Origin of the sequence: Arthrobacter oryzae, from assembly GCF_030812315.1 — a bacterium.
GTDB classification, from domain to species: domain Bacteria; phylum Actinomycetota; class Actinomycetes; order Actinomycetales; family Micrococcaceae; genus Arthrobacter; species Arthrobacter oryzae_B.
Map to the genome: position 1 here is coordinate 545,019 of NZ_JAUSSM010000002.1, position 23,257 is coordinate 568,275.

A 23,257-nucleotide genomic window follows, 5' to 3' on the forward strand; every position below is an offset into this window, starting at 1 on the left:
GCCCGCGGCAGGACAACGGCGGGGGACGGAGGCTTGGCCGCGTCCCCCGCCATTCCCTGCGCTGTCTTCCTGCGCGCGGCACCCTCTACTGGGTAGACTCAGGAACTGGTTCTCCTTACTACGCTCGGAAGAGGTATTCCCCTGATACGAGTCATCAGCTACAACCTTCGCAAGCACGCGGCACGCGGTGAACTGCTCGACCTTGCCCGCGACTTCGGGATAGATGCCTTGTGCCTGCAGGAGTGCGACACCACTGATTTGCCGGACACGCTGGGGCCCCTGCATCTGGCCGATTCGACCAAAGGCAACAGGCTGGGACTTGCCATCTACTACCGGATGGACCGCTTCACGGCCTTCGAAACCAACACCTTTGCCTTGAAGAAGTCACTCCACGACCGTGTCCTGGCACCTGCACACGAGCGGTTGATCGGCACGCGGGTCGTGGACAACGAAACGGACCACGAGCTGGTGATCGCCTCCTTCCACGCGGCGCCCCTGACGGCTTCCAACTCGCTGCGCCGGAAACAGATCAAGGCGGCACACGCAGAACTCCTCGGCATGGGCAGCGGACTCATGACGCTCATGGTCGGCGACTTCAACTACCCGTTCTTCACCAAGAACCTCACCGAGCACATGAAGAATTCGGGCTACGAACTCTCGCTCAGTGACCGGCGGACCTATACGAGGTACAAGGTATTCAAGGGGCATTTCGACTTTGCCACCTCGCTCGGGCTGGACATCGAAAGCGTTGAGACCCTTCCGCGCGGCGCGTCGGACCACCTTCCCATCCTGGTATCCGCCGAATACGGCCAGGATTCCGGCCCCATCCAGGGAACGCCTCAACCCTGACGCCGACTACCAGCCCGGGAGGCCCCCTTGCGCCGCGATTGGATCCTGAAAGCCATTCCGGGCATCCAGCTGGCCCGGAGTTATCAAAGGTCCTGGCTCAAGTCTGACCTGGCAGCGGGTGCGGCATTGAGCGCCCTGCTGATTCCTGCGGGCATGGCCTACGCGGAGGCATCCGGCCTACCGGCGGTCAACGGTCTATATGCATCCGTGGTGCCTATGCTGTTTTACGCCGTTTTCGGGCCGCCGCGCGTACTCATTGTGGGGCCGGATTCTGCCCTGGTCCCCATGATTGCGGCCGCAGTCCTGCCCTTGGCGGGCCGCGAACCCTCCCGTGCGGTTGCCCTGGCCGGGGTCCTGGCCATCCTGATCGGGGTTTTCCTCATAGCGGGACGGATCTTCAGGCTGGGCTTTGTCACCGGGTTATTGTCCAAACCGATCCGGGTGGGCTACCTCAATGGCATTGCCCTCGCCGTCATCGTCAGCCAGCTGCCCAAACTGCTCGGAATCTCGGTTCAGGGCGGTTCACTGCAGGCAAATGCCATTGCGACGGCGGAGGCGGTGTCGCGGGGTGCCACGAATCCGGTGGCACTCGTGTTCGGTGTGGCCACGGTGGCCATCATCGCTGCGGGCCGCTTCCTCCCCTGGAAAGTTCCCGGCGTGCTTCTGGCCGTTGCGGCCTCTATCGCGGCGGCCGCGGCCCTCGGCTTCAAGGATGCCATGCCGATGGTAGGAGCCCTCCCGCAGGGGCTGCCGGCGCCCGCCCTGGGCGGGGTCACCCCGGATGACGTCGTGGGACTCCTCGGTCCGGCGGCAGGCATCGCGCTCATCGCCTTCGCCGATACCTCCACGCTCTCCAAGAGCCTCGCCGGCCGCGGCGGCGTGCACACGAGCGGCAACCAGGAAATGGGTGGGCTGGGGATCGCCAACGTGGCCAGCGGGCTGCTCGGCGGGTTCCCGGTGTGTGGCAGTTCGTCACGGACACCGACCGCGCTCCAAGCCGGGGCGCGAACTCCCCTCAGCGGCATCGTCGCGGCCGCACTGGTGGTCGTCTTCATGGTGGCCGCGCCGGGGGTCACCGCCTTCCTGCCCACCACCACGCTGGCCGCCGTCGTGATCGTGGCGGCCGCGTCCCTGGTCGACGTGAAAACCCTCCTTCGGCTGGTCAGGATGAGCCGGATGGAAACGGCGCTCCTCCTGACCACGTTCCTCGGCGTCGCCTTCGTCGGCGTGCTGCAGGGCATCGTCATAGCCATCGCACTGTCCCTGATCGCGTTCATCCGGAGGGCATGGGATCCTTACCGAACCGAACTGGCAAGCCTTGAGGACGTCCCGGGCTACCACGACATCGGCAGGCATCCGGAAGGCCTGCGCGTCCCTGGACTGGTGATCGCCCGCTTTGACGCTCCGCTCTTTTTTGCCAACGGTGAGGTGTTTGCCGAACACATCCGCAACCTCGTGGCCGACGCCCCTGGGCCGGTGAAATGCGTCATTGTGGCGTCCGAGGCCATCACTGACCTGGACACCACCGCTCTTGACTATCTTGTGGAGCTCGACGACGAACTGGCAAGCCAGGGCATCAGCCTGGTCTTTGCGGAGTTGAAAGGTCCGGTCAAGGACCGCCTGATCAAGTTCGGCGTGAGCAGCCGGTTCGGTCCCGACCATTTCTTTCCCACGGTCAACAACGCGGTGAAAAGCTATAAGCGGACGTTCGGGCTCTAACTATGCCGAAGCCAGCGGGATCACCTCTACGCGGGATCCGGGGCCTGTGACCACCAGGACCCGGTCCGCGGCGACGCCGTCCAGTGCACGGGCCAGCTGGTCGGGCAGCTCATCGGCTCCTCCCTCCATTGCATCGGAGGGCGTTGCGTCGGAGGGCGTTGCGTCGGAGGGCCCGGCATCGGCCTTCCTCCAGACGGTGACACTCGCGCCCGTGACCTCGGCCGCTACCCGGACCAGCGGTTCCGGGTCGCCGGCGGTCACCAGGATCACCCTCCCTACGGTCCGTTTCCGCGCGGGCATGGCATCAGCCGCGAGGGCACGGTCGTGCCGCCACACGGCGAAGTGGTAGCCGGCTGCGAGTCCGGTTGCCACGAGCAGGCCGAGGGGTGCGCGGGTCCGCTCCACCAGGCTTCCACGTGAGGCGTCGTCGAGCATGAATTCAAAGACCCGGTATCCGATCACCAGGAGGGTGATGACGGCGACCACCGCGCTCAGGCCAAAGACCGCGATGAGGTAGACACGCCGTCCCCGCCGCCCAAGCTCTGACGGTTCCGGCGGGACCCCGGGCTTCCAGGTGAGCCACCACAGCGGACCTCCGACCGCCAGGGCACTGATGCCACCCAGCAGCAGCGTCCTCGTGCCGCCGCCGGCCAGCGGAGTGGCCGCGATGCCGAGCGCGGAATTGACCACGATGCCGATGCCGGTGGCAGCGGCGGCAAGGGCAACCCCGGAGGTCACCAGCTTGGCCGACTGCAGTGTTGCTTCGGACCGTCCCGGCGCGACGGTACGGTGGTAGGCCCAGACCAGGGAACCCACTGCGCCCGCCGCTATGGCTGCGCCCAGCGGTTCCAGGATTTCGCTGACGGGGTCCGTGCGGTCAAAGGCAAGCCGTAGGAGGATAAACAGGACCGTGCCGATGCCGGCGAGCGCCAGGACGATCGCTCCGAGGATCCCGACCACCACCAGCCCGACATCGGCAAAACCTGTTTTCAGCCGGCGTCCGCCTTCGCGGATCCAATGCCACCACCAGATGGCCCCGCCGCCGGCGGCCCAGACAAGCGATTGCAGCACGGACCTCCACCATGGATCCCCGATAGAAGCTGACGCGGTGAAGCCACGGATCGCGGTGTCCAGGAGCGTTGCCATCGCCGTGACGGTGCCGCCCACACCGATAATGAGCCCGAAGACTGCCCCCACCACGGTGGGCACGTCCGGCATGAGCACGGGGCTCTTGCGCGGATGGCGCCACATCCAGCGGTGCCACGCCAACACGCCTGCCCAGACAAGCCCGTTGGACAGTGAAAGTTGCCACCCCTGCCATTCGGCTCCGACGACGGCGGCCAGGGCACCGAGCAACCATGCTGCTGCCGTGATGAGTGCGACCGCGTACATGAGGGTCAGGTACAGCCCCCAGCCCACAGACTGGCGCTCCATGACGTCGCCGAGCCGGCGCCAGACGAACCACCAGAGAGCGGCTGCCATGGGGCCGCCTATCAGCGTGAATGCGAGCGAACGGGCCAAGCCGGCCACGTCACCCGCCACGAGCACGGTACCCGCGCCCAGCAGCCTTCCCAACAGGCCGCTAAGGCCTATCGCAGCAACCACCACCAGGGCGAACAGCAGCGTGTAGACAATGAGGCGGCGGACAGTGGGCTGGGCGGACCCGGCAGCCGGTGCCGGCACTGTCCGGGCGGCGCTCACGGTTTCACCGCCCGGTTCGCGCAGACCCTGAGTTGCCAGGGAGCGGAGTCGATCAGCCACTTGCCGTTCGTTTTCACGACGTCGAACACGTCCTCCGTTGCGTATTCCGAGTTGCCGAACGGGGCGCTCCCGTTCGAAACCACAATCAGCACCCGCACGTCCGCGGACGCGGCCCGCTCCGTGGTGGAAACCAACGTGACCCGCAGGTTGTCCGTGGAGGCCCTTTCGAAATCTACGCACTGGGTCCGGGCGGTCTCGGTGAGGTAGGCCATTGCGGCTGTCTCGTCCCCGCCGATGACGGCGGCGGTATAACGCTGGACCACGCCCTGCGGCGTTGACTCGTCCAGCAGCGCAGGTTCGCCCCGTGAGAAAACAACGGCAAGGGCCGCCACCACCAGGACGGCAATAATTGCAACGATGATCACGAGGATCCTGTTCGGTTTTGCCGCCGCTGCGTCCATGTGGTCAGTATGGCCCACTCCCCACAACGTAGCTACGGTCCTTTCGGCCCTCCTGCACGAGGGTTGCCATCAGCGCCGCGGGAGACAATCGTTGCCTCATGGAAAAAGGAAACATACGGAGGGCATCGGCAACCGTGTTGCTGGTACTTTTCGGCTGGCTGTGCGGGATGGCTGCGGCGCATGCGGAGCCGCCGGTGGAGATAGTGGTGGAAGACGGGGCCGGAGTGCTGGACCGCAACCGGCTGATCCCTGCAGTGGAGTCCCTGGACTTCTACGAACCCACGAGGGTTGCCATTGTCACCTACCGGGGAGCGGCAGAGGACAACCTCAACGACGAGGTGCTTCGCTTCGCCCGCGCTGAACATCCGGAATGGATCAGCGGGGACGGCCAGAAATGGGCGGACGGTCTCTTCATTTTCGCCTTGGACCCGGTGGGGCGGCATGTGGGCACGTACATGGGCGAGGACCGCAAGGTTTCCCTTGACCAGCGGGAAGACATCCAAAACGCTTCCAAGGATTTGCTCCGTGATGCGCAGTGGACCGACGGCACCATCGCGGGTGTGCGGCGCGGCGCCGACCTGATCAACCAGCCGTGGTACCGTTCCACGGCCTTCCTCGTCACAGCCTGGGGCGCCGGGACTGCTGCCGTCCTCGGCGCCGCAACATGGCTGATTGTGCGCTGGCGGACCCGGACGGAAAGCCGGAAGGAACTCGCCCGCGGGGACGCCAGCTACGCCAGCGTCAGCATGGACCTGCAGGTCACCGAGCTCAATGCCGAAACCATTCCCGAGTCCTCGCGGTACGGCAGCACCGTGCTGGAGAAGCACCGCACCTTCCTGGGCAAGTACAACAGGGCCACCGAGCTGTCCAACCGTGCGCACGAACTGACACCCCGGGCCATGAGCCGCCGGCCAAACCTCAAACTGATCCGAAGCTTCGCCGACGCCTCCGCGGAGCTCGACGCGCTGGACGACGTCATCGCGGACACCAACGCTCTCCTGAACCGGGGGTCTGCGTGGGTTTCCGCATGGGACCGGCAACTCGCACCCTTCCGCAATGACCTGGCCGCCCTGGAACAGATGCTCGGCAAGCGGCACGCCGAAGGAGGTTCCGCGACGGCCGCAGCGCTTCGGTCCTTCCGCGACCATAGCCACCGGGAGATCGAGCGGTGGTCAGCCGAACTCGCCGACGGCTCAATCGCCCCCGAAACAGCCTTGGACCGGCTGCGGGACGCGCGGACGCACCTGTCCGAACTGCTGAAGAACCACGCCGACACTGTCATTGCGGGCTTCGCCAGGAACGAGCTGGAAGCCAACCTGATGCGCGACGAAATGGAGAGCGCGCAGGCCGGAAGCAAGGCCAAGTATGGCCGCGCCTACGAGCCGAGCATCCTTGGCACGGTCTATCCGTCCTACTATTTCTTCTCCGTTCCCACGTTCAACGCCGGCTTCAACACAAGCGTAAGCAGCGTCGGCAGCGCCCGTGGCGGAGACGGCAGCACAACGGGGTACGGCAGCAGCGGCGGAAGCTTCTCCGGGTCCGGAAGTTCGTCCAACTTTTAGCTACTGCCGATCCGGGTCAGTGAGGCGGCTGAATCCTGTCAACGATGAAATCCCCGCCTGGAATGACGGTGGTCTGATGGCCGTCGTCGAAACGCACCACATACGGCGGTGCTCCGTCGGCCCCGTGGACCTCAATGATCTGGCCGTGGCGGTCCGACGACTCGACCGTCTTGCCCCGGATAGTGATCCGGTCTCCCTGGGCTGCCTTCATGGCAATCACCTCCCAGAACCAGAGTACGGGTGTCGGGCCGCCTGCAACAGGGCCGGCATCTGGCGCTTGCGGCCGCTTGGCGGGAGTATGGGGATATTACTGATCTTGACCTTGGCACGGGACCGAGGGGGGAACGGCTATGGCGGACGAAAAGCCCACCAGCTGGTGGGCCACGCTGCCCGGTCTGCTGACCGCCGCCGCTGCGGTGATCACCGCTGTGACCGGGCTGCTGCTGGGGCTGGGGCAACTCGGGGTGTTCGACGGCGGCCGTCCCGCCGCCACTTCAGGCGGGTCCCCCGCCGCCGGCACATCGCAGCCCGGCCCGCCCCCACCGGGCGGAACCGCGACTGGCGCCGGTGAGGGTGCGGGATGGACTGTCGCCCTGCCGGCAGAGCGGACCTACAGGTCCTCGGACATCGAATATGAACTTCTCGAGGCCCGGGTGCGCCCCGAAGTGGCCGGGAAGGTCGCGCTGACGATCTCGGTCCGTTGCACCAACCATGGCAGGTACGACATCAACTTCTGGGACTCGACGTTCAGGCTCAATGCCGGCGCAGTCAGCCTGTCCCCCGATGCCGGCCTCAACGAGCTGGTCGCCGGCGATTCAAGCAAGTCGGGAGACGTCCGCTTCACTGTCCCGGCGGACACGCGCGGCGCCCTCCTGCGCATCAAATTCGCTCAGGGTGAGAGCACGGCCCAGCTCACCATCTCGCCACCCTGAAACGGCCGCGCCGCAAGCCAGGACTAGACGGCCACCACCCAGATTGCATCCGAGGCCGACGCCCCGAGGTCTATGTCCCGGTCGGGCCCATGGAGGCGGATCGTGGTCACGTCCGCGTAGGGACGGTGCTCCCTGACGGTGAGCCTGGTGTCCGGGGCGAGTCCGAGCTGGGTGAAATAGCGCAGCATCTGCGGATCCGCATCTGAGATCCGGGTGATGGCCACCGTACCGCCGGCGGCGGCTGCGGAGAGCTGCGTTCCTTCCGGAGCGTGCGGCTTCCCGTCCGGAGCAGGTATGGGGTCGCCGTGCGGATCACGGGTGGGATGACCAAGCTTTCGGTCCAGGCGTCCAATCAGCTTGTCCGACACCGCGTGTTCCAGGACCTCGGCCTCATCGTGGACTTCGTCCCAGCCGTATCCCAGCACGTCCACCAGGAACGTTTCCAGGAGCCGATGCCGGCGGACCATGGCAACGGCGTGCTCCCGGCCCGCGTCAGTCAGCTCGATGCTCCCGTACGGGGCGTGGGCCACCAGTCCCTGGCGGGCGAGTTTCTTGATTCCGTCTGACACGGTGGACGGCCTGACTCCCAGCCGTTCAGCCATGACGCCGATGGTCACGGGAGTGGCGGACCACTCCGTGGCCGACCAGATCAGCTTCAGGTAGTCCTGGGCGGCTGGGGACAAATCAGAGACCGGCATGCCATCCATGGTATCAAGCCACGGCCAAATGTTAGGCTTAACGAACAATAATGTTGGTTTAGAGAATAGTCAGGGATCGGCATGCCGAAAAAAGTTTCGGAGACGCTGCCCAGCCGGCGATCCATGCTGTCCGGCGCCGCCGCCCTGGCCGCCGTTCCCGCCGTCTCCGCCTTTTCCGCCCTGCAGGCATCGACGTCGAGCGGTCATGACCAGCACCCGGCCGGCGGAACCAGCGCACGGCACTCCGGCAGCCCGCCGTCGGCCGTCGGTACCGGCGTCAACCACGCCGGCCACGCCGGTTTTGCCGGCGGATCGGTCCTGCCTGAACGGGCCGGCATCGACCCCACGGCCATCCTGCGGGACTTCGACCGGGGGAAGGCCAGCACACTCCCGGACGGCAGGACACTGCGTGAATGGGACATCGTGGCAGTGGACAAGGACTTTGAGATCGCGCCCGGCATCACCTTCCCGGGGTGGAGCTACAACGGCCGCATCCCCGGCCCCACGCTCTGGGCACGCGAGGGGGACGCGCTACGGATCCACTTCACCAACGCCGGCGCCCACCCGCACACGCTGCACTTCCACGGCATCCACAGCGCGGAAATGGATGGAACCCCGGGAATAGGTGCCGGGTCCATCGCGCCGGGGCAGGGCTTCACCTATGAGTTCGACGCCGTGCCGTTCGGGACGCACCTGTACCACTGCCATCAGTCACCCCTGGCCCCGCACATCGCCAAGGGCCTCTACGGCGGCTTCATCATCGAGCCCAAGGAAGGCAGGCCGAAGGCGGACGACGAGATGGTGATGGTCATGAACGGCTACAACACCGACGGCGGGGACGATAACGAGTTCTATTCAGTGAACGGCCTCCCGTTCCACTTCATGGACTTCCCCGTGCAGGTTAGGCAAAATGCGCTCGTCCGGATCCACCTGATCAACGTCCTCGAGTACGACCCCGTCAATTCGTTCCACGTGCACGGAAACTTCTTCCACTACTACCCCACCGGCACCACGCTGACGCCCAGCGAATACACCGACACCATCTCCCAGGTGCAGGGGCAGCGGGGAATCCTGGAGCTGCGCTTCCCGTACCCGGGCAAGTACATGTTCCACGCCCACAAGACTGAATTCGCGGAGCTTGGCTGGATGGGCTTCTTCGAGGTGAGCGCAGCATGAGCCTGGATGAACGGACGACGGCGGCACAGGCCGCCGGGCTGCACCGCCGGCCGCCGGTACCGCAGTGGCTGCTCGGACTGGGCCCGCTGATCCTGATCGCGCTCCTCCTCGGCCTGTTTTCCCTCCTGAATGCGCCCGGACTCGGCAAGCTCTCGGAAGGCGTGCCGCCCAGGGAGGAGGTCGCCGTCGAGGACGTCCGCCTCACACCCGGCCAGATCACGATCACTGTCCGCAACGAAGGCCCGGACCCGGTGGCCATAGCGCAGGTCAACGTCTCCGACTACTACGCACCGTTCACCCAGACCCGTAGTTCCATGGGACCGCTGGAGTCGTCAACGCTCACCATCAGCTACAACTGGGTGGAGGGTGATCCCTATGAGGTGGCCCTGGTGACCTCCAGTGGAGGCAAGATCGCCGCCGGGATCGACGCCGCCGCGCTCAGCCCCGAACGGGGCAACTCGTTCTTTGCGCTCATGGTTTTGCTCGGCGTCTACGTGGGCGTGATCCCGGTGGCGCTGGGTATGCTCTGGATGCCTTTCATGCGCCGGGCCCCCGCCGCCTGGGTCCGGGTCCTGCTGGGCGTGACCGTGGGCCTTCTGGCGTTCCTGGCACTGGACGCCGCCCTTGAGGCCGTGGAAATCGTCGCCGGGAACAGTTCCTTCGGCGGCCCGCTGGTGGTCTTCCTCGGCGCCGCCGTAGCGTACCTCGTCCTGGAGGGGACCGACGCGTGGATGCGGAGGCATCAGAAGCCCCAGGCACGCCTGAGGACGCAGGAGCTCCTGAGACCGCAGGCACCGCTTAAACCGCAGCGCCTCGCGCTGCTGATTGCGATCGGCATCGGGCTGCACAACCTGGGCGAAGGCCTGGCCATCGGATCGGCGTACGCCGTCGGCTCCCTGGCACTGGGTGCCTCCCTGATCGTCGGCTTTGCCATCCACAACACCACCGAGGGCCTGGCGATCGTGACACCTCTCGCCAAGGAGCCCCCGCGGCTTGCCTGGCTGGCGGTCCTGGGCCTTATCGCCGGGGCGCCTGCAGCGGCCGGTGCGCTCATCGGAGCCACGGTCTACCAGCCTGCGCTGTCTGCATTCCTGCTGGGCGCCGGCGCGGGGGCCGTGGCCCAGGTGGCCGTGAAGCTCCTACCGATGCTCAGGGACCGCACGGGGAAGACCTTCACTGCACTCACCAGCGCCGGTATTGTGCTGGGGCTGGCCGTGATGTTTGCCACCGGGCTTCTTGTCCAGGCTTGAGCGAGCAGGCTTGAGGGGGCAGGCTTGAACCAGGCGGGGTGGGCCAGGAGCAGGACGCCTAGGCTCCCGCGCGGACGAAGGTCACGCCGCCAGTCGCCGTCAGCCAGGACAACGGGTGCTTGACGGTGGCGTTCGCACCGTTCATGCCGCCGCTGATGACCTGGCCGTCGCCGATGTAGATGCCCACGTGGCCGGACTGCACCACCATGTCTCCGGGCTGGGGCTCCCCCACCACTTTGCCGTAGTTCATGAACTGCGTGGGACCGAGGTCGCCCACCGGAATGCCCGCTGAGCCAAGGGCCTTTTCCACCATGGCTGTGCAGTCCTGCGTGGTGCCCAGCTGCGCGTAGGCAGCTGAAACCATGGCGGCATTGACGCCGCCGGCCGCCGGGGCGGGCGCAGCCGACTGGACCTGGACGGCAACGGGCGGAGCAGCAGGCATTGCAGCCTGCGCCGGAGCAGTCGGCGCGGGAGCGGTGGCCTCTTGCGGCGCGGGCTCTTCGACCGGGGCGGGCGTGGAGCTTACTTCAGGGCGTTCGAAGCTGATCCTGACATTGGAATCCGCGCTGAGCGGTGCGCCCACCTGGGCCTGGACGTCCAAGGCCGACGCCGGAGCTGACTCACGTTCCGCGGGGGCTTCGGCCGCATGGGCAGCCATGCCGCTGGAAAGGACCAGGCCCGAAGCTGCGGCGATCACCGCAGCCTGGCGGCCGACCCTGCTCCTGCCTGCAGTGGAAGGGGGCCCGGAACGCCCTGCGGGGGCGGTCGATCGGGGCTGAACGTGCAGTTTGCGTGAAGACATGAAGTAGCCTCTCCCGATGCCAGCGGGGTTAGCTGTCGGATTCGGATGGGAGGCACCCGGCCGCATTGGCCTTCCGCTGTGCGGAAGGTGTGCGGCTTCACCCCGAGACCTGCGCCAACGGCAGGTCGAAAGTGGTTTCCCCGTCCCCGCCGGATGGTTTTAGGTTGGATCCCGGGCCGCGGCAGGGTTAGGCAATCCACCCGGGAGTGCCGGTATCTGAGACAACAGGCACTCTTCCACCGTACGTGCGTGACCACTTGGTGTCACATTCAGGTAACGGCACGGCTGGCGCCCCTGTGCATATAAATGCGAGTAGCGGGTCTCCATTTACTTGGATTCACCGCTTGTCAAATGGAGTGTTTTGTGTTCACGCCGCGAGGCGTAGTCTACGTGCATGTTCTTGCGGGGGGACTTACACGCTTGGAGGCATCATGCGCTGGTTGACCCGCCCTGTCCGCAGTCAAGGACGTCACTTGGCAGACCCACCTGCGGCCGTACCCACCAGAGATCGGAACGGACGGCGGTGGGCTGCGGTCGTGGGTGTTTTGCTGCTCACGGTGAGCACCGTGGTTGGCATTGCCAACTCTTCGAAGGCAGCGGAGCCAACCATCATCAGTCTTACCTTTGACGACGGCAACGGCAGTCAGCTCGCAGCCGCCCAGGTACTCAAGGCCAACGGGCTGGTGGGAACCTTCTACATCACCACCTCATTTATTGATTCGTCCGGTTTTCTCACTCGAGGGAACCTGCAGAGCCTTGCCGCCGACGGTAACGAGATCGGCGGCCACAGTGTGACTCACCCGGACCTGACCACGATCGGCGCTGCAGCCGCGCGCGCGGAAGTCTGCGACAGCAAGACGACGCTGGAGGGCTGGGGTTTCACCGTCCGGAACTTCGCGTATCCCTTCGCCGCAGAGAATGCGACTGCCCAGTCGGCAGTCCGCGATTGCGGCTACTCCAGTTCACGGGGCCTGGGCGACCTGCGCTCTCCGGACAGCTGTGCCTCTTGCCCGGTCGCGGAGTCGCTCCCGCCGGGAAATCCCATGGTCACCAAGGCTCCGGACCAGGTGGACAGCACGTGGAGCCTGGCGGATCTGCAGGCCCGAGTGACCGACGCAGAGACCACCGGCGGATGGGTGCAACTTACCTTCCACGAAATCGCTGTGGGCACGGATCCGTCCCTGTCCATCACTCCGGCGCTCTTCGACTCCTTCGTCACCTGGCTGGCTGCGCGAACGGCGAACGGGACCACGTCGGTGCAGACAGTAGCGCAGGCACTGGGCCAGGCCCCCGGGCCGTCACCGTCCCCGAGCCCGTTTAGCGATGTTCCCGGCAACGCGCAGTTTTTCACGGAGATCAACTGGCTCGCGGCACAGGGTATTTCGACAGGTTGGCTGGAAACCAACGGCACGCGCACCTACCGACCGGGACTCGCCGTCAACCGCGATGCCATGGCTACGTTCATGTACCGCCTCGCCGGGAGTCCGGCGTTCACACCGCCGGCGACTTCCCCGTTCATTGACGTCACGCCGCAGACGCAGTTCTACAAGGAAATCACGTGGCTTGCGTCGCAGGGAATTTCGACCGGCTGGGATGAAGGGAACGGCAACAGATCGTTCCGGCCGCTGCAACCGGTGAACCGTGATGCGATGGCAGCCTTCATGTACCGGTTCAACGGAAGCCCTGCCTACACTGCTCCCGGCATCTCGCCCTTCGCCGACGTGACACTGCAAACGCAGTTCTACCGGGAAATCAACTGGCTGGCGTCAACGAACATCTCCACCGGTTGGGACGAAAGCAACGGCACCCGGACCTTCCGTCCCGTCCAGCCGGTCAACAGGGATGCGATGGCGGCCTTCATGTACCGCTACAACACAGCCTTTCCCGGCTAGGGACAACAGCATGAGGCAGAATCCATAGATGAAAAACTATTGCGTGGCCATCTGCCAGCTGAGCACTCAGCCGCAGGAGGACTTCGACGTCAACACGGAGCTCCTGATCCTTGAGGGCAAGGAACTCCATGTTGCGACGTGGGACGCAGAGCCGCGGGACGGCGGTTTTGACGTCCTGGTCCTCAACGACCGCGTCAGCGCCCTCGGGTTCATGGTGGTCACCGACTGGGAGTTCCTCGAAGGAAGAGCCTACGCGGTGGTGGAGCGGCGGGCCGGCGGCTGAGTGCCGTCCGGCCGTGACAGGCCGGCGGCGCGCCGCAGCCACGGATCGGGATCACGCGCCCACCGGTCCAGCACTACGTCCGCCCGTACTCTCGCCTGTCCTTCCAGCCGGGCAACCAAGGGACGGACGACGTCGGCGGCCAGCGGGTCCACCAGCTCACCCAGCTGCGCCTCCCGGACAAAGCCCTCGATCCGTGTGAGGTCGGAGTTGTTGAGCAGGGCCACCCTGGACTGCAGCAGCACAACGGCCGCCAGGCGGCGTTCGAAGACGGGGACGGACCACAGCTCAGTGCTGAGGGCCGTGATGTCATCGTGGACGAGGTCACGGTGGCGGCGCAGCATGTCGCGGATGGTCCCCCGCACCGCACCGACGGAGGCGCCGTAGTACTCGATCCCATCGCCCAGCCGGGCCTGGGCCTCCTCCGCCCGGAGCCAGGAGCTCTCCCGCTGCAGCGAAGCATCCACGAAGTTACAGGCGTCGGTCACCCGACTATTCTGTCGCATACCCTGCGAGCGCCCTGAGCGGCGGCGTGAGACACTCAGTCCCATGCGTGAACTGGTCGTCCTGGGCACCGCCTCGCAGGTTCCCACACGGACCCGCAATCACAACGGGTATTTCCTTCGTTGGGACGGCGAGGGCTTGCTCTTCGATCCCGGTGAAGGCACCCAGCGGCAGATGACCCACGCCGGCGTCCCGGCCAGCCAGATCACGCGGATCTGCCTCACACACGTCCACGGGGACCACTGCTTCGGGCTTCCGGGCGTGCTGTCGCGCATGGTCCTCGACAGAGTGCCGCACCCGGTACATCTGCATTTTCCAGCCGCAGGTGCGGAGGTGGTCCGCGCCCTCGTGTCCCTTGCCTCCCCCGGCCTCGACCTGCAGCTGCACCCGCACTCCGCGCCGGGGCTGGTCGCCTCTGGACTGGAGGTGCGGCCGTTGCGGCACCGCATCGACACTTTCGGCTACCGGCTGGTCGAGCCGGACGGCCGCACCATGCTGCCGGATCAACTCGCAAGGGCAGGGATCAGCGGGCCGGATATCGCGCGGCTCCAGCAGAAAGGGAGCCTGGACGGGGTCCGGCTGGAGGACGTGAGCGTTCCGCGTCCCGGCCAGAGTTTCGCCTTCGTCATGGATACAGCGGAGTGCGATGGCGCTGAAGAACTCGCCGACGGGGTGGACCTCCTTGTGGCGGAGTCTACGTTCAGCAATGACGACGCCGGGCTGGCCGCTCAGTACCTGCACCTCACCGCCGGGCAGGCAGGCGCACTGGCGTCCACCGCCGGAGCCGGGACTCTGGTCCTCACCCACTTTTCCTCGCGGTACGTCGACGTTGGCGTCCTGGCTGAAGAGGCCGGTGCCCGCTCCGGCCGGGCCGCCGTCGTCGCCGCAAAGGACCTGGACAGGATCCCGCTGCCCAAGCGGCAACGGAACGGCCTGCTCGCGGGCGCCGTCCCGCCGTCGTCAGTAGACGAAGAAATCGAACCAGGCCCGGTTGTGGGCATGAAGCAGAACCAGGAACAGCACGAAGTCGAAGAGCAGGTGGACGGCCACGATGTAGGACAGTGACTTCGTCCGCGTGAAAATCACCGCCTGGAGCAGGGCGAAGGGAAAGATGAACACCGGCGCCCAGGCGTGGAACCCCAGTTCCCACAGGAACGACGTGAACAGGACGGCCTGCAGCACGTTCGCCTGCGCAAGTGGCAGGTGCCGGTGCAGCAGCACAAAGCACGTGCAGATGAAGAACAGCTCGTCCCAGATCCCCAGCACATTCGTGCCCAGGAAGAGCCGGAAGATCCCTTCCGGATCCGAAACCGCGGGCCAGTTGCTGTAGACCCCGGTATTGACCATGTACGCCGGAAGCAGCGCGTACCCCATAACGACGACGGCCACCAGGTACCATTTCTCCGTCCGCGTCCAGGGATGCCCGGTCATCACCGGAAACCTGACCGCGTGGTCCTTGAAGGCGAACCGCGAAACACCATACGGAATTCCGACGGCGAGGATCATCGCCGTACCCATGACGAGCATGTGCTCGGTACTGATATCCGTGGTGATCGGAACAAGGCTGATTGCCACAAGCCCGGCCGTGATCAGGGCCAGATCGCGCAGGAGCGCCCTGTCGATCAATCCTGCCAGGACAAGCGCCAACGCCAGAACGCCATACCCGGCGATCCTTTGTTCCAGAACGAAAAGGACGAAGCCGGAGAGCGACACCAGCGCCGAGGGAAGCAGACTCAGCGAAATGCCGCTGCGGATGCCGGTTCCGGCAGCGAGCGCACGGCTAGACATACTTACCGAACCAGGCCAGTGTGTCGTTCCACGCGGCGGTGGCCTGCGCCTCGTCGTAGCGCTCGCCGGTGTCATTGTGGAACGCATGGTCGACGCCGGGATACACCTTCAGCTCGTGGCGGACGTCAGTGGCGGCCAGGGCATCCCGGAAGGCCGGCAGCGCGCCGGTGATCCGGTCGTCGAGTTCGGCGTAGACGCCGAGGACCGCGGGCTTGATCGCAGAAAGCTTGTCCAGATCCGGGGCGGGTCCGTAGAACGCAGACGTCGCCTTCAGCCCGGCCAGCTCCGTCGCCGCCTGCCACGTGATGCCTCCGCCGAAGCAGTAGCCAGTCATGGCAATCCGTCCGGAATCGACGAAGGACTGCGCGTTCAGGTAATCGAAAGCCGCCGAGAAATCAGCCACATGGCGGGGGGCACCGGCCTGCGTCAGTGCTCCGGGGACGGCGTCCTGGTCCAAGCTCGCGGTCCCTCCCTCCCTGCTCAGCAGGTCTAGCGCCAGGGCCGCGTAGCCGGCCTTGGCGAAGCGCCGCGCCACGTCCTGGATGTGCGGGGTCAGCCCGCGGTTTTCGTGGCAGACCAGCACGGCTGGTCCAGCTTCATCGCCTTCCGGCCGGGCAAGGTAAGCGCTGATGTCGGTGCTGCCTGAAGGGAACCGCACCGTCTCGGTCACCAGCCCGGCCGCACCTTCGGGAACGGAGAGCGGGCTCTTGGCGCCAGGGACTGCGCCGGCGGAAGCGGTGCCCGTTCCCGGCGAAGGCGACGTGGGAGTTGGCATCGGATCCGTGCTTCGCGGAAGTTCCTGCGGCGTGCAGCCGACCAGGGCCATCGCGGTCGCGGCGGCGGCCATGCTGCCGGTAATGAACGCTACCCTGCGCGTGAACGTGTGTTGGCTCATGGCTCCGGCACGGTAATCGTCAAAGAATTCCTCGATCAGGTACTTCTCAAACTTGCCAAGCTGGGTCATGGAGGGCCTCCTACCGTTTACCAACATCCTCCTCCGCCCTTCCATCACGGAGCAAGGGGGCCGGCGCTTCGCCGCTAGAACGGGTTCAGCAGCCGGTCCACGAACTGCCGCGTGCGCTCTTCCTGCGGGTCGCGCAGGACGGTATCCGGGTGTCCGCGCTCGACAACGACTCCACCATCCATGAAGATGACTTCGTCCGCGACCTGGCGGGCGAACGCAAGCTCATGGGTGACCACCACCATGGTCCAGCCTTCGTCGGCCAGTTCCTTGATGACGGTTAGGACGTCGCCCACCAGCTCAGGATCAAGCGCCGATGTTGGCTCGTCAAAGAGCAGGAGCTGCGGGCGCAGGGCCAGTGCGCGAACGATACCCACGCGCTGCTGCTGCCCGCCGGAGAGCTCGAACGGGTAGCTCTTTTCCTTGGCTGCCAGCCCGACCCGGGCCAGGAGCTCCCGCGCTTCAGCGATGGCCTCGGCTTTCGGGCGTTTCTGCACCTGCACGGGACCCTCGATGACGTTCTCCAGGACGGTCTTGTGCGGGAAGAGGTTGTAGTGCTGGAACACCATCGCGCTGCGGTCGCGTAGCGCGGCCAGCTGCTTCTTGGTCACCGGTGCGGAAAAGTCGACGGCGAGCTGCCCCACAAAGTCAACGACGCCGTCGTCGGGTATTTCGAGTCCGTTGAGGCACCGCAAGACCGTCGTTTTTCCGGACCCCGACGGCCCGATCAGGGCGACGACTTCGCCGCGGCGGACGTCGATGTCGACGGATCTCAGTACTTCATGATGGCCGAAGGCCTTCCGCAGTCCCCTGACGGCCAGGAGCGCGGGGGCCCGGGGCACTGACTCAGCGTGCGAGGATTCAGTGGGCGACATAGCGGTCCAATCTCTTCTCCAGGACGGATTGACCGCCGGCCAGGACCAGGCAGACGACCCAGTAGATGACGGCTGCTTCCAGGTACAGCAGCATGAACTCCTGGCTGAAGGCCGCCACCTGCTGCGCCTGGCGGAAGAGCTCGGTGACCAGGATCAGGGATGCCAGCGACGTGTCCTTGACCAGGCTGATGAAGGTGTTGGAAAGGGGCGGTACCGAGACCCGGGCGGCCTGCGGCAGGATGAGCCGCACCAGCGACTGACGGCGGGACATGCCGATCGTGTGTCCGGCCTCCCACTGCCCCTTGGGAACGGAAAGGATGGCCGCCCGGATGACTTCGGCGGCGTAACCGCCCACGTTCAGGGAGAACGCGATGATGGCGCTGGGCCAGGGGCTGATGGTGACGCCGATCGAAGGAAGCCCGTAGAAAATGACGAACAGCTGGACCAGGAGGGGTGTGCCGCGAATGACCGAGATGTAAATCCTCGCAATGGCCGCGAAGACGGGGTTCCGGCTCAGCCGCATCAGGGCAATCAGCAGGGCCAGCAGCAGTCCGAGTCCGAACGACGCCAGGGCCAGGGGAATCGTGCCCGTGACGGCACCCATCAGGATGGGGCCAAGCGAGCTCCATACGAGGTCCCAGTTGATAGTCATGCTCTGACGCTGCGTTCTCCGTCGGCCTCCATACCGCTATTTCGAAACGTCGGCGTCGAAGTACTCCTGCGAAATCCTGGCAAGCGTGCCGTCGGCCTGCAGCTCGCCGAGGGCGGTGTTCACGGCCTCCGTCAGGCTCGTTGATCCTTTGCGGAACGCGAACGCGCTGAGCGACTTGTCAGTGGTCTCGGCGGCAATTTTGATCTCGTCGTCTTTCGCGGTCTTCTGATAGTCGAGGTAGGTCAGTTTGTCGTTGATCGTGGCGTCAACACGCCCCTGCTTCAGCAGTGTCACCGCCTGCGCCCATCCCTCCACTGCCTCCACATTGGCGCCGCTTTCCTGCGCCAACTTGTACCAGTTGCTCGTCAGGGACTGCGCGGTGGTCTTGCCCTTAAGGCTGTCGAAGGAGCTGACGCTGCTGTCATCAGCCTTGGTGACGATGACGCCTGTGCTCACCGTGTACGGCTCCGAGAATTCGTATTTCGCCTTGCGTTCGTCGGTGATCGAGACCTGGTTGGCGACAACGTCGAACCGCTTGGCCTCAAGGCCGGCGAAGATGGCGTCGAACTGCGTTTCCTGGAAGGACGCCTTGACCCCGAGCTTCTCGGCGACGGCCGTGATGATCTCCACGTCATAGCCGGTCAGGTCGCCGCTTCCGTCGGCATGGAAGGAGAAGGGTTTGTAGGTGCCTTCCGTGCCGATCTTGAGCTCGCCTGCGTTCTTGACGTCGCTCAGCGACGTGTCCGCCCCGCCCGCCGGAGAGGTGCCGGACGGAGGGGTGGAACCGGAGCCGCAGCCGGCCAAGGCCAGTGCTGCCGCTGCAACGAGGCCGATAGCGGAAAGACGTGTGCGCTTCATCATGAACCTTCGTCCTGTAGCCGGAAGAGGCTTGCCAGCTATACCGCGGCCGGCAGTCCACTACCGACGATAGCAAGATCTGCCTTTGGGGAACACAAGATGCGGAGGCGCGGGACACATGGTTCCCCGCCCCGGCTCGCTAGGATTCGACCATGGGAAAGCACGGGAAGCGGGCCAGCGCCTTCAAGGCCTCGTTGGAAGCGGCCGGATATGACGTTCTGGAAACACCCCGCGAACATGGCGTGGCGGCAGCCACCACGAAGCAGCTTTCCGATGAGGTCCGGGTCTCCATCGTCAACGTCTACCGCGCACTGGGTGGTGTCAGGGACGACGCCGAGTTCACGGCCGGGGTGTGGGACTTTGCGTGTTCGGACGGGTTGTTCATCGAGTTCGACGAGGCCCTGCACTTCAACCGCTACCGGCCGGTGACTCTTCAGACCCCGTGGTCGTCTGAACTCCCTTGGGCGCTGGACTACAGCGGCTACAGCGGGGCCATGGAAGGAATGTGCCTGAAGGACGGGAAGTCCGGCGGCAGGTGGGCCAGCCCGTCGTCGGACGCCATGTTCGGCGGCTCGGACGCTCCGGGAGTGTTTGGGGACAGAGGCTCATCCCGGTGGAAGCAGCGCGCGCTCTACGATGCGGTCCGCGATGCCTACGCCTGGTCCACACCAGGGGCGAACCTGGCCCGCATCTCGATTCACGATGAGATTGGCGGCCTCAGCGTCAACTGGGCGACCAGCCACGGGCTCCTGCTGGACCCCCTGGAACTGAGGGAATTCATCGAATCGCGCACAGCCTAGGGATCCCCGTCACCGGCTCTGCCCGTAAAGCTACGACGTATTGGTCCCCATTAAGTTGCCGAATTGATCAATTCCTCAACTTACTGCCCGGTAAGGGTTATGCCTGCACACCGCAGCGGCTAGCCTTTCATAGAGGCCGGGGGGAGGTCCCCGGCTGATGGCTACAGAGGACCAGCGAAAATGCCAAGCACAGTGACCTTTTCGGTGACAACCATGCCCAGGAGCGGCTCAGAAGGCAGCTTCCGGGAAATCGTCCGCAACCTGCGGACGGACGAACTCGAGGACTGCTTTCTGACGGTCTTCCACGTCGGCGACTCATACGCCCTGCTCAGCGGTGAAGCGATCCACAGCGCGCACACTGCCACCAACGATGCCCTCCGCGCCTACCTCCTCCGCCGCCTCGCGGGCAACGGCATCGGTTTGGATTTTGATGTGAGGATCGACCGGGCTTCGGAAGCCGCCCGCTCCCGTTCATAACCCGTCCGGGATGTGATCGACGGCGCGATACGCTCATCCCATGTCGCCCGAACGCTACCTCGCCGCACTGGCCGGCATAGTCGACAGCCTCAGCGCGCTCGCCCGCCAGCCCGACGACGTGCTGTCCCGTTCCGTACCGGCCTGCCCCGGGTGGACACTCAATCAGCTGTTCGGGCATCTCGGTTCAATTGAACGCTGGGCCGCCGCTGTGGTTCTGGGCGGGAAATACGTCGAGGAGCCGGCCCCGCCAACGTTGGGTGCCGCCCCATGGTTCCTCGATGGCACTGCTCCGTTCCTCGCGACGATGGCGGCCCTGGATCCGGAGGCACCGTGCTGGAACTTCGGACCGCCGCCGCGCACCGCGGGTTTCTGGCTTCGCCGTCAGGCGCACGAACACGCCATCCACCTCATCGACGCCAGCCAGGCTTCCGGCCGGGCGGCGCCGGACCTTGGAGCGGACATCATGCTCGACGGCGTCGACGAGGTCCTGACCATGTTCACCCCGCGCCAGCTACGGCTGGAGCGGATGCAGCAGCCGGAGAAGGCCGTGTCATTCCACGTGCCGGGGGCAGCCAGCTTGTCCGCGGGTAGCTGGACGGTGGGCCCGGGACCCGCGGCGGCATCCATCACCGCGCCGTTGCCAGACATGTACCTCGGCCTCTGGGGCCGGTCCAACCTCGAAGATGCGGCCGTCATCGATGGTGACGCTTCCCTGGCCCTTCGCGTCCTCCGCGGCCCGCTGACACCGTGAGCCGGACCTTTACACTCGGCAACGCCTGCCATTGCTGCGGTTTCCGTCGCACCGCTGGAGGACTACGATTTGCCTGTTGACGACGCACTTGGTGACCAGCGATAACCGGGGGCAGGCGAAGAGTGAGGAAAATGCTGTGACTGGAGGGACGAGGATGAGCGGACCGCACTGGCGGCGAGTGGTGGCAGCCCTCGCCAACAGCGACGCGCGGACCGCCTACGCGCAAATAGTGCTCGGGGCCAAGCTCTCCGACGTCGTTGCTGATCTCAATGACCACCGGCGCAACCGGGCCATCGCCGCCCTGCTGGAGTCTGGGCTCGTCGAACGGACTGCTGCCAACGAACTGGAAGCGCCTGAGGCGATTTTCCGCAACCTCCTCACGCAACAACCCCGGCGACAGGCGCAGACCGGGCTGGCCCGCTTCATGCGCCTGGGCAGGATCGACAGGTATCCGGCCAATATGGCGGAACGGCGGGAGCTCCTGGCCTGGATTGTCAGCGAAGCCATTAAGCCGGGCGAAGACCTCACCGAAAAACAGGTCAACGAAAGACTCCTTAGCTATGCCGACGATGTAGTGATGCTCCGCCGCTACATCATCGACTTCGGACTGCTGGAACGGACCCCTTCGGGATCCTCGTACTCCCTGCCTAGAGGCGGGTAGGGCGTCAGTCGGAGCCGGAGTCACACCGCAACACAGCCAATTCCATCATTACTGTCAGGGGTGGCTGGCAGACTCTGACTATGGACGGCACTCAGGATCTCCTGTCGAATCAGACGACGACGCCCCACGGCGCCGCTGTCCCGATTGCCACGGTTCAGGACCTGATCGCTGCCGTGGGCTCCATCGAGTTGTGTGCCGACAGCGCCGGGCTAATCGGGCAGCTGAGCGGACTCGAGCACGCGAAGTCGGCCATGGCCGGCCTGGAGGCGAGGATCGCCGTTGCAATTGACGGCAACGAGCGGCGCGCCCAGGCAGCGGCGGGGGTTCCAGTGTCGGAACAGGGCCAGGGCGTTGCCGCTCAGGTCGCCCTGGCCAGGGGCGAGTCCCCTTCCCGTGGCAGCCAACTGCTGGGCCTGGCCAAGGCACTGGTAACGGAGATGCCGCACACCCTGGCGGCCTTGGACACCGGCCAGCTGAGCGAATGGCGTGCGACTCTGCTGGTGAAGGAGACAGCGTGCCTGACGCCCGCGGACCGCTGCGCCGTCGACGAAGAGCTGGCCGCAGATGCCGGAACGTTCATCGGCGCCGGGGACAGGACGATAATCGTTGCGGCCAGGGCGGCTTCCTACCGGCGGGACCCTCGTTCCGTGACGCAACGGGCCAGCCACGCAGCCAACGAGCGGCACGTCAGCCTGCGCCCGGCACCGGACACCATGACTTACCTGACCGCGTTGCTCCCGGTGGCCGAGGGCGTCGCTGTCCACGCAGCTCTAAGCCGCCACGCCGACTCCGTGCGCTCGGACGGGGACCCGCGTTCCCGCGGCCAGATCATGGCTGATGCCCTTGTAGAGCGGACCACCGGTGCCCCGGGAGGCATATCCGGAGTTGAGATCCAGCTCATCATGACCGACCGCACACTCTTTCAGGGAGACAGCGAGCCCGCCCGACTGGCTGGTTACGGCGTCGTGCCGGCCGGCTGGGCACGGAACGTCGTTAAGCCGGGACAGAAACGACCCGGAAACGACAGAGGAACCGCCGCCAGGACGGACTCCGGCCGGAGGGACCTCGACATCTGGCTCCGCCGCCTTTACACAGCACCTGCGACTGGTGATCTCGTCGCCATGGACTCCCGGGCCCGGCTATTCCCGGCAGGGCTACGCCGGTTCATCCAAGCGCGCGACCATACCTGCCGTACTCCTTACTGCGATGCCCCGATCCGCCATCACGACCACGTCGTTCCGTGGCATGACGGGGCCGCCACCAGCCTCGGAAACAGTGCCGGCCTCTGCGAGGCCTGCAATCAAATGAAAGAAATCCCGGGTTGGAACGCAAGGCCACGTCCAGGGCCCCGGCATCGGGTGGAATTCACCACGCCCACCGGACACAGCTACTACTCCACCGCACCTCCGTTGCCGGGGGCCAGTTGCACCGGGTGGACGTCAGCTTCCACCATGGCAGGGTTCACGCCAGCGTCTGCTACTCAGGTGACCGGACGCGCGGCGTAAACACGGGCTTGGTTTGGCATTTGCCGGCACCTGGCGGCGCAGGAGCTGGATCTCCTGGTAGGCGCCGGTCCGTCCGAATCTCAGCTGCTGACTACGATCCACC

The 23,257-nt window shown here is 65.6% G+C and carries 25 protein-coding genes, 1 pseudogene and 1 riboswitch; of the genes and pseudogenes, 15 read left to right on the forward strand and 11 right to left on the reverse strand.

Annotated features, from left to right (window positions below):
- Positions 1–144: 144 nt before the first annotated feature.
- Together J2S97_RS06010 and J2S97_RS06015 are read left to right on the forward strand one after the other, a co-directional pair.
- Positions 145–849 carry an endonuclease/exonuclease/phosphatase family protein gene (locus tag J2S97_RS06010; protein ID WP_307047788.1) on the forward strand — a complete coding sequence of 235 codons (705 nt, stop codon included), beginning with the start codon at positions 145–147 and terminating at the stop codon, positions 847–849.
- Positions 850–876: 27 nt separating this feature from the next.
- Positions 877–2,568, forward strand: a complete 1,692-nt coding sequence (locus J2S97_RS06015; RefSeq protein ID WP_307047478.1) for a SulP family inorganic anion transporter — start codon at positions 877–879, stop codon at positions 2,566–2,568.
- Here J2S97_RS06015 and J2S97_RS06020 read toward each other — a convergent pair whose 3' ends face one another.
- Together J2S97_RS06020 and J2S97_RS06025 are read right to left on the reverse strand one after the other, a co-directional pair.
- Positions 2,569–4,329 (reverse strand): DUF5671 domain-containing protein, encoded by a 1,761-nt coding sequence (locus J2S97_RS06020; protein WP_307047480.1) that lies wholly within the window; start codon positions 4,327–4,329, stop codon positions 2,569–2,571.
- Positions 4,266–4,730, reverse strand: a complete 465-nt coding sequence (locus J2S97_RS06025; protein ID WP_307047482.1) for a hypothetical protein — start codon at positions 4,728–4,730, stop codon at positions 4,266–4,268. The genes J2S97_RS06020 and J2S97_RS06025 overlap by 64 nt, the downstream gene beginning before the upstream one ends.
- A gap of 98 nt (positions 4,731–4,828) precedes the next feature.
- Here J2S97_RS06025 and J2S97_RS06030 point away from each other — a divergent pair, with 98 nt between their 5' ends.
- The gene (locus J2S97_RS06030; RefSeq protein WP_307047484.1) at positions 4,829–6,292 is read left to right on the forward strand and encodes a DUF5129 domain-containing protein; all 1,464 of its coding nucleotides are present in this window, start codon (positions 4,829–4,831) and stop codon (positions 6,290–6,292) included.
- A 16-nt stretch (positions 6,293–6,308) separates the two neighbouring features.
- Here J2S97_RS06030 and J2S97_RS06035 read toward each other — a convergent pair whose 3' ends face one another.
- Positions 6,309–6,503 carry a DUF1918 domain-containing protein gene (locus tag J2S97_RS06035; RefSeq protein ID WP_307047486.1) on the reverse strand — a complete coding sequence of 65 codons (195 nt, stop codon included), beginning with the start codon at positions 6,501–6,503 and terminating at the stop codon, positions 6,309–6,311.
- A 139-nt stretch (positions 6,504–6,642) separates the two neighbouring features.
- Between J2S97_RS06035 and J2S97_RS06040 the strand changes: the two genes are divergently transcribed.
- On the forward strand, positions 6,643–7,224 hold the full coding sequence (locus J2S97_RS06040; protein WP_307047488.1) for a hypothetical protein: 582 nt from the start codon (positions 6,643–6,645) through the stop codon (positions 7,222–7,224).
- Between the two features lie 23 nt (positions 7,225–7,247).
- Here J2S97_RS06040 and J2S97_RS06045 read toward each other — a convergent pair whose 3' ends face one another.
- On the reverse strand, positions 7,248–7,922 hold the full coding sequence (locus J2S97_RS06045) for a metal-dependent transcriptional regulator (RefSeq protein WP_307047490.1): 675 nt from the start codon (positions 7,920–7,922) through the stop codon (positions 7,248–7,250).
- An 81-nt stretch (positions 7,923–8,003) separates the two neighbouring features.
- Here J2S97_RS06045 and J2S97_RS06050 point away from each other — a divergent pair, with 81 nt between their 5' ends.
- Together J2S97_RS06050 and J2S97_RS06055 are read left to right on the forward strand one after the other, a co-directional pair.
- Positions 8,004–9,098: a multicopper oxidase domain-containing protein gene (locus J2S97_RS06050; RefSeq protein ID WP_307047492.1), complete on the forward strand. Its 1,095-nt coding sequence runs from the start codon at positions 8,004–8,006 to the stop codon at positions 9,096–9,098.
- Positions 9,095–10,348: a ZIP family metal transporter gene (locus J2S97_RS06055; RefSeq protein WP_307047494.1), complete on the forward strand. Its 1,254-nt coding sequence runs from the start codon at positions 9,095–9,097 to the stop codon at positions 10,346–10,348. Before J2S97_RS06050 ends, J2S97_RS06055 begins: the two co-directional genes overlap by 4 nt.
- A gap of 58 nt (positions 10,349–10,406) precedes the next feature.
- Here J2S97_RS06055 and J2S97_RS06060 read toward each other — a convergent pair whose 3' ends face one another.
- A complete protein-coding gene (locus J2S97_RS06060) occupies positions 10,407–11,150 on the reverse strand; it encodes an NlpC/P60 family protein (protein ID WP_307047496.1) in 744 nt (247 codons plus the stop codon).
- Between the two features lie 3 nt (positions 11,151–11,153).
- A riboswitch (cyclic di-AMP (ydaO/yuaA leader) is annotated at positions 11,154–11,324 on the reverse strand.
- Positions 11,325–11,581: 257 nt separating this feature from the next.
- Here J2S97_RS06060 and J2S97_RS23960 point away from each other — a divergent pair.
- The 3 genes and pseudogenes from J2S97_RS23960 to J2S97_RS06070 form a co-directional block, all read left to right on the forward strand.
- Positions 11,582–12,097 (forward strand): annotated as a pseudogene (locus tag J2S97_RS23960) (polysaccharide deacetylase family protein); the annotation flags it as partial.
- A 189-nt stretch (positions 12,098–12,286) separates the two neighbouring features.
- Positions 12,287–13,042 (forward strand): S-layer homology domain-containing protein, encoded by a 756-nt coding sequence (locus J2S97_RS23965; protein ID WP_373460511.1) that lies wholly within the window; start codon positions 12,287–12,289, stop codon positions 13,040–13,042.
- Between the two features lie 28 nt (positions 13,043–13,070).
- Positions 13,071–13,325, forward strand: coding sequence for a hypothetical protein (locus J2S97_RS06070; protein ID WP_307047500.1), 255 nt, complete (start codon positions 13,071–13,073; stop codon positions 13,323–13,325).
- Here J2S97_RS06070 and J2S97_RS06075 read toward each other — a convergent pair.
- A complete protein-coding gene (locus J2S97_RS06075; protein ID WP_307047502.1) occupies positions 13,292–13,810 on the reverse strand; it encodes a DNA alkylation repair protein in 519 nt (172 codons plus the stop codon). The genes J2S97_RS06070 and J2S97_RS06075 overlap by 34 nt on opposite strands.
- 61 nt (positions 13,811–13,871) lie before the next feature.
- On the opposite strand from J2S97_RS06075, the gene J2S97_RS06080 reads away from it, so the two are divergent.
- On the forward strand, positions 13,872–14,891 hold the full coding sequence (locus J2S97_RS06080; RefSeq protein WP_307047504.1) for a ribonuclease Z: 1,020 nt from the start codon (positions 13,872–13,874) through the stop codon (positions 14,889–14,891).
- Here J2S97_RS06080 and J2S97_RS06085 read toward each other — a convergent pair.
- From J2S97_RS06085 to J2S97_RS06105, 5 genes are all read right to left on the reverse strand, one after another.
- Entirely contained in the window at positions 14,787–15,614 is an 828-nt protein-coding gene (locus tag J2S97_RS06085) for a CPBP family glutamic-type intramembrane protease (RefSeq protein ID WP_307047506.1), read from the reverse strand. The two genes, J2S97_RS06080 and J2S97_RS06085, sit on opposite strands and share 105 nt — an antisense overlap.
- Entirely contained in the window at positions 15,607–16,578 is a 972-nt protein-coding gene (locus J2S97_RS06090; RefSeq protein WP_307047508.1) for a dienelactone hydrolase family protein, read from the reverse strand. Before J2S97_RS06090 ends, J2S97_RS06085 begins: the two co-directional genes overlap by 8 nt.
- Positions 16,579–16,652: 74 nt before the next feature.
- Positions 16,653–17,450: an amino acid ABC transporter ATP-binding protein gene (locus J2S97_RS06095; protein ID WP_307047510.1), complete on the reverse strand. Its 798-nt coding sequence runs from the start codon at positions 17,448–17,450 to the stop codon at positions 16,653–16,655.
- Positions 17,437–18,102 (reverse strand): amino acid ABC transporter permease, encoded by a 666-nt coding sequence (locus J2S97_RS06100; protein ID WP_307047513.1) that lies wholly within the window; start codon positions 18,100–18,102, stop codon positions 17,437–17,439. Before J2S97_RS06100 ends, J2S97_RS06095 begins: the two co-directional genes overlap by 14 nt.
- A gap of 36 nt (positions 18,103–18,138) precedes the next feature.
- Positions 18,139–18,960, reverse strand: coding sequence for an amino acid ABC transporter substrate-binding protein (locus tag J2S97_RS06105; RefSeq protein WP_307047790.1), 822 nt, complete (start codon positions 18,958–18,960; stop codon positions 18,139–18,141).
- Positions 18,961–19,112: 152 nt separating this feature from the next.
- Between J2S97_RS06105 and J2S97_RS06110 the strand changes: the two genes are divergently transcribed.
- From J2S97_RS06110 to J2S97_RS06130, 5 genes are all read left to right on the forward strand, one after another.
- Positions 19,113–19,760, forward strand: coding sequence for a DUF7255 family protein (locus tag J2S97_RS06110; protein ID WP_307047515.1), 648 nt, complete (start codon positions 19,113–19,115; stop codon positions 19,758–19,760).
- 180 nt (positions 19,761–19,940) lie between these two features.
- Entirely contained in the window at positions 19,941–20,237 is a 297-nt protein-coding gene (locus J2S97_RS06115; RefSeq protein ID WP_307047517.1) for a hypothetical protein, read from the forward strand.
- Between the two features lie 40 nt (positions 20,238–20,277).
- Entirely contained in the window at positions 20,278–20,988 is a 711-nt protein-coding gene (locus J2S97_RS06120; protein ID WP_307047519.1) for a maleylpyruvate isomerase family mycothiol-dependent enzyme, read from the forward strand.
- A 154-nt stretch (positions 20,989–21,142) separates the two neighbouring features.
- Positions 21,143–21,649: a DUF2087 domain-containing protein gene (locus J2S97_RS06125; protein ID WP_307047520.1), complete on the forward strand. Its 507-nt coding sequence runs from the start codon at positions 21,143–21,145 to the stop codon at positions 21,647–21,649.
- An 80-nt stretch (positions 21,650–21,729) separates the two neighbouring features.
- Entirely contained in the window at positions 21,730–23,154 is a 1,425-nt protein-coding gene (locus J2S97_RS06130) for an HNH endonuclease (protein ID WP_307047523.1), read from the forward strand.
- Positions 23,155–23,257: the final 103 nt, after the last annotated feature.